The 6,868-nt window shown below is 38.2% G+C and carries 2 protein-coding genes; one reads left to right on the top strand and one right to left on the bottom strand.

Annotated elements, in window-relative coordinates; all coding sequences use genetic code 11:
- Positions 1–481: 481 nt before the first annotated feature.
- On the bottom strand, positions 482–5,287 hold the full coding sequence (locus V6255_RS17675; protein WP_341629326.1) for an NAD-glutamate dehydrogenase: 4,806 nt from the start codon (positions 5,285–5,287) through the stop codon (positions 482–484).
- Positions 5,288–5,726: 439 nt separating this feature from the next.
- Between V6255_RS17675 and V6255_RS17670 the strand changes: the two genes are divergently transcribed.
- The gene (locus V6255_RS17670; RefSeq protein WP_341629325.1) at positions 5,727–6,677 is read left to right on the top strand and encodes an alpha/beta hydrolase; all 951 of its coding nucleotides are present in this window, start codon (positions 5,727–5,729) and stop codon (positions 6,675–6,677) included.
- Positions 6,678–6,868 lie beyond the last annotated feature (191 nt).

The raw sequence follows: 6,868 nt of genomic DNA, 5'->3' as shown, positions 1-6,868 counted from the left end.
GTTTGATGTTTGATGTTTGATGTTTGATGTTTGATGTTTGATGTTTGATGTTTGATGTTTGAGCCGCAAATTCAAAACATAAAACCTATATACCGCAAAGTTAGTTTTCATTTAGAGGCGCTGGCTTTAGCCTGCAGGGCTTGTGTGTTGAATTTGAAGAAATGTAATTAATAGAACCAAGTTTAGTATTTTATAAAAAACACACACAATAAAACCTTCAAGCTGAAAACAGGACTCGCAAAGCTACTCCACATACAAACAACACAAAAATCTGCAAGCTGAAGCATGCGCCCCGAGGTCAAAACATAAACTATAACAAACTAAAAATAGGGTTTGCAGAGATCCTCCGCTCATAACACTAGGCTTTGCCTAATTCGCCATGCGCCGCGAGGTCAAAATATAAAAGTGCTAAAAAACCAAAAAAATAGCGATGTTGATATCAACATCGCTATTTAAAATCGAACCTTAACGTGAGGTTTACTTAGCTTTTAGACAGATCCAATAACTCCCTTAACGCTACCTGACACATACTAAACTCAGGTAAGCTTACGGCAGATAATGCTTCTGTCATCTTGTGCCAGCGATCTGCTAGGCTCTGATGCTGTACTTGCCAATCTAAATACGCTTTTTCTACGTCTTTATCATGCAAGGTCAATAACACAGCTCGAGTGATACGTTTTTGTTGCCACTCTAAATCATCACGCATTGCTTCACGTGCTAATGACTGCCAATGGCTATCAACTGGTAATAAGTTTAACTGCGCGGCAATATCAGCTAATTTCAGTTTCTCTTCAGAGTAGAAATACACATGTGCTGCTAATTGAGGATCGACTTTCAATTTACTTGCTACATCAATAATATTTAATAAAGCATAAGACTGCTCTGTATTACTGAGTTTCTCAGCAAGTGCGATGGGTACGCCCTGTTCTTTTGCATTATCTAACTCTAATTGACGTTCTTGCAAACTACGTTCACTAAGCAACTTAGGTAGATTCGCTTTCACTGCATGTAACGACGTTTTGTATTTCTTAATTAACGTCGCACAATCTAACTGCTCTCTATGACTTCTAATAAACCAACGAGTGGCATGACGCACCATACGCATTAGCTTATTCATTAGCTCAGTTTGAACTGCACTATCAATCTGATTATCTAATGATTCAATCTCAGCCAATAATTCAGGTAGATTAAAGATATCACGCGCAGCCACCCATGCTTTAGCTAAGTCTAAGAACGAACACCCCGTACTAGACATAATACGATAAGCAAACGTTGCACCCATGACATTGAATAAGTCATTACTCACCTGTGTCGCAACAATTTCAGATAACAACGGATGCTCATGAATTTCTGCTTTGTAAGATTTAACTAGCTCACCTGGGAATATTTTCTCAGCCTCTTTTGCTAAGTAACCATCTTCGGCAATTCGCGCTTTAGCTAACTCTTCTTTCATTTCATTTTTAGCATAAGAGATCATCACCGAAATAACAGGTCGTGTTACACCTAACTCTGCATTTTTACGTTCAGTGATCTCTTCATCACTTGGAATAAATTCTAAGCTTCTGTTTAACTTACCTTTCTCTTCTTGGCTATTGATTAAACCTCGGAACTCTTCAATGCCTTTATGACCTTGTAAGTAAGATAAGCTAATACTCTGTGCTTGGCGGTAGTTATTATGTAATACCAACTCAGAGACTTGTCCGGTCATATTTTGTAGCCAAACATTACGCTGTTTAACCGTTAAATCACCTTTTGAGACGAGTTTGTCTAATAGGATTTTAATATTAACTTCTAAATCTGAACAGTTCACACCCGCTGCATTATCTATCGCATCAGTAAAACATTGCCCGCCATGCACAGAGAACTCAATACGAGCACTTTGTGTCATGCCTAAGTTACCGCCTTCACCAATCACTTTACAACGTAATTCAGAACCATTAACGCGTAAGCTGTCATTGGCTTTATCGCCCACATCAGCATGACTCTCTTTTTCGCTTTTAACGTAAGTACCGATGCCGCCATTCCATAACAAATCAACAGACGATTTCAGTAATAATGAAATCAGGTCAGTAGGCGTGACTTTCGCTTGTTTAATGCCAAACGCTTTAGCCATTTGAGGCGTCACCGCAATTGATTTTGCAGAACGTTCGAAAATACCGCCACCAGCAGAGATCAACTTAGCATCATAATCAGCCCAACTTGTTCTTGGTGTATCGAATAAACGCTGACGTTCTTCAAAACAAGCCTCTAAGTTTTCAGGATTCGGGTCGATGAAGATATGGAGATGATTAAACGCAGCTAACAGCTTAATTTTCTTAGAACATAGCATGCCATTACCAAATACATCGCCCGCCATGTCACCAATACCAATCACTGAAATAGGTTGCTCTTGAACATCAATCCCTAGTTCTCTAAAGTGACGCTGTACACTAATCCACGCCCCTTTCGCGGTGATCCCCATTTTCTTATGGTCGTAACCATTACTGCCGCCTGATGCAAATGCATCGTTTAACCAGAAGTTACGATCTGTCGCTAATTCGTTAGCAATATCTGAGAACGTCGCCGTGCCTTTATCGGCTGCCACCACCAAATACGGGTCATCATTGTCGTAACGCACCACTTGCTGAGGTGGGATTAAATTACCCGCTTCAAGGTTATCGGTAATATCTAATAACGCGCTAATGAACATTTTGTAACAGGCAATACCTTCTTGCATAAAGGTATCGCGATCCATTGTCGGATTAAGGTACTTAGCAACAAAGCCGCCTTTAGCACCAACAGGCACAATCACAGAGTTTTTAACTTGCTGCGCTTTCACTAACCCTAGCACTTCAGTACGGTAATCTTCACCACGGTCAGACCAACGTAAGCCACCGCGAGCCACACTGCCACCACGTAAATGCACACCTTCAAAACGAGGAGAATAAACAAACACTTCGTAACTTAAACGCGGTAATGGAATGTCGCCTATTTTTTTATGGTCGAACTTAAAGCTAATGTAATCTTTAAACTCACCCTCTTGTTGTTGGAAATAGTTACTACGAATTGTCGCCATAATTAACTCAACGTATTTACGTAACACTCTATCTTCATTGAGGTTACTCACATCGTTAAGTGATTCTAAAATAGCGCTTTCTAGATCTGCTTGTTTCTCTAGGCTCACCTGTTTTTCAGGGTTAAAACGAGCATGGAATAAATTAACAATCTGTTTTACAAAGCCGCTGTGATCCAACAAAGTTTTAGCAATAGAGAAATGACTGAAACCAAAACGAATCTGTTTTAAGTATTTCGCATAAGCACGCAACATGGCAATATCACGCCACGCAATGCCAGCCCCTAAAATCAATTTATTGAAGGGGTCGTTATCTGCCTGTGCATACCAAATAGCAAGGAACGCATCAGAGAATAAATGACGATAATTCTCAGGGTCAAAGCCATCATCGTTAACGTATAACAACGTGAAATCATATAACCAAAATACGCTCTCACCTGAAGGCGATACTTGGTAAGGGTACTCTTGAGCTACTTTTAAGCCTAAGTTTTCTAAAATAGGAATTAAGTCTGATAACAATAAAGCCCCATCTTGATGGAATAACTTTAATTTCAATCCACTATTATTCGCTTCAATAGAACGGTAGAAACGTAAGGCCATTGAGCGATCTGGTGATAAAAACAATGATTCGATACGGTCGATATCCGTCACAGCAACACGAGAACTAAAGCTATCTTGGTAACTTGTCGGGAAAGCAGATTCATACTTACGTGCTAGTTTAACCGCCGTTTCTTCACCATGATTTTCAATTAATGAATCTTGCAGATCTTCATTCCATGCTTTCGTAATTTGCTGCATACGCAATTGAATCGCATCAAGTTCTAACTCGCCTTGAAGCGGCTTATCAAGATGAATCACTAAACGTAAACGCGCAAGGTTAGACTCACTCAAATAGGTTTGGAAATCGCTGTCTACAATATCCATCGTGCGCGATAACAACTCAACAAACTTGAGCCTTACCTTGGTATTATAAAGGTCACGCGGTACATACAATAAAGCAGTAACAAAACGCTTATTACCATCGGTTCTTAAAAAGAGTTTAAGCTGCTTTCTTTCCTGTGCATGTAAAACTTCAACCACATTATTAAGTAAGGTTTTTTCATCACAAAGTAACAAATCTTCAATGGCATAGGTCGATAAGATTTGCGTTAACTCTTTGTAATAATGCCCACCCAAACTCAGGCCAGACTGCGCTAAAATATTATTAATTTTTTGTCGAACAACCGGAATGCCTAATGGGCTACCACTGTAAACAGAAGAAGTGTAAAGACCGATAAAGCGAGTACCGCCAATCAACTCACCTTGTTTATTAAACTGCTTAACATACACCACATCAGGATAAGCAATTCGATGCACCATCGCACGTTGTGACGCTTTACTAAAATGCAATAAAGACGGCTCTTGTAACTCATGTAAACAATCGAATTGGGTTTTATCGTGCATAAACTCTTTATGCTTTAATAAACCTAATTGGCTTTTTTCGACAATACTAATAAAGCCGTCTTTTACAGTGAACTGGTCACAGGCAAGGAACGTAAAATGATCGTCCGCCATCCAATCTAAATAAGTTTGTTGCTCAGCAAAATCAGCTTTTGAAGTAATCGCAGACACTTCTTTTTTACTTACCTTTATCGCATCTTTTATTTTAGCCGCCATGTGAGAATAATCATCGACTACCAATGAAACATGACTTAACGCACCCTCTAAACTCTTTTGAATCTTCATTCGTTCAGAAGAAGAACTGGTTTGGTCGATTTCAATATAAAGCAATAACTCAGTGTTTGAATCGTTCGCATTGACAATATCTGAATTAAGCGTTTTTAATTTACCAGAGGCATTACGTTCGCTGTTTATCTCACTGTAAAAGATACGATGCAGTTTAGTATTATGTTTGTTTAGCGTGATTTTGACCGTATCAATAATAAAAGGAATATTACGACTCAAAACACTGATAATTGAATGCGTTGATTGCCATTCATCTTGCTCAACGTCAGGGTTAAATACTTTGACCTTAGCCACTTCCCCTTTCCATTGATGCACTTCACGCCATAAAGAAACCGTTAAACCTGCTAAATCGTCAGGACTAATGATCGCGAGATCAACAATACTGACATCGCGATAAATGGCATTAATAAAATTTTGTAATAAAGACTGTTCACGCACAGGAAAATGCGCTTTTAATTGAGAAAAGATTTGTTCGAGGATGTCTGATTTCTGGTTCGTTTTTATATTCATGTAATACCTACCTAGTGGTAAAAATTAGCGGCTCAGCTTAAGGCTAAGTTAAAAAAATAAATAAACAATACAATAGATTAAGAAGCGCTTATTAGCACACAAAAATATTGAAAATAGAGTAATTAATCCATTGAATAAACAAATATGTTTTTCTGATAATTAAAGAGAAAGGCTAACGATTTTTTTAATTGCTTTTAATCTGATTTTTAAACACCTCCAACAGAGATAAATTTGAATTAGGTTTTATTTGACAAAATATCATTCAACGTCCACTATCGCAAACGAGTAAACAGATCTGTTCACCACCATTTACTTATCGTTAGTACTAACAATAGGCTGACTCAATAATCGTTTTAAATAGCTATCAATTAACCAATTAACTAAACAATCGATTAATTAAACAACCAATTAACTAAACAACCAATGTTGAGAAAATAACATGAAAATAATTTATAAGTTTCTTATTTTACTTACCGTATTCACAAGCCCTTTAACCTTTGCAGAACAAGCCGTTTGGCCTGAAACCACCTATTACCGTAACGTTAACGTTGACGGAAACAACATTTTTTATCGCGAAGCGGGTAATCCGGATAACCCTACTATTCTGTTTTTACACGGGTACCCTTCTTCTTCACACATGTACCGTCATCTGATTCCACTACTATCAGGATCGTTTCATATTGTCGTGCCAGACAACCTAGGGTCAGGTTACAGCGATAAACCCGATCCTAAGAAACACCCATACACATTTGATCTATTGGCAGATGTAATGGATGGGTTTGTTAAAGCACTTGGCATTAAACATTACACCGTATACATGCAAGACTTTGGTGCGCCTGTTGGGTTTCGTTTAATGATGCAACAACCAGAACGCATTACTGCACTGATAACACAAAATGGAAATGCTTATTTAGAAGGGTTAACACCACCACGCCAAGCCTTTTTCAAAAAAGCACATGAAGATACGTCTCCAGAGATGTTTAAAAAGCTTTATGACTTTACTGGCGTACAAGGCATTAAAGATAAGCAATATTTACGTGATGTTAAAGGTAAAGAAGAGATCATGAGCCCTGATAGCTGGACTCATGCACTACACTTTTTAGAAACCGAACAACAACGCGTTATCCAAGTGCAGTTGCTGCAAGATTATTACAATAACTTATTAGCTTACCCAAAGTGGCAAGCATTTTTACGTGAGAAACAACCACCGACGTTATTGGTTTGGGGCAAAAATGATCCCGCCTTTATATCAGCAGGTGCAGAAGCTTACTTAAAAGATGTACCCAATGCAGAGCTTCATTTAATCGATGCAGGTCATTTTGCGATGGAAGAAAAACCAGTTGAAATAGCAAAATATATTATGCATTTCATGAAAGAACTTAATAAATAATTAGCATTACAAAGCTCACGAAGACTTTCAATAAAGAAAGTCAGATGGTCAATGTGAGTTTAAAAACACAACATCAGTAAGCGACTAACTATCAGTAATCTACTTGTACTAGCTTACTGATAGTTATACCAATGGTATTAAATAAGTGATCAGAGATTGCGCAGGAAAAATTAACACTAATAAGGCGTGAG

Source organism: Psychromonas arctica (genome assembly GCF_038155225.1).
Lineage (GTDB): Bacteria > Pseudomonadota > Gammaproteobacteria > Enterobacterales > Psychromonadaceae > Psychromonas > Psychromonas arctica_B.
This window is presented reverse-complemented; position numbering and strand designations above follow the sequence as displayed.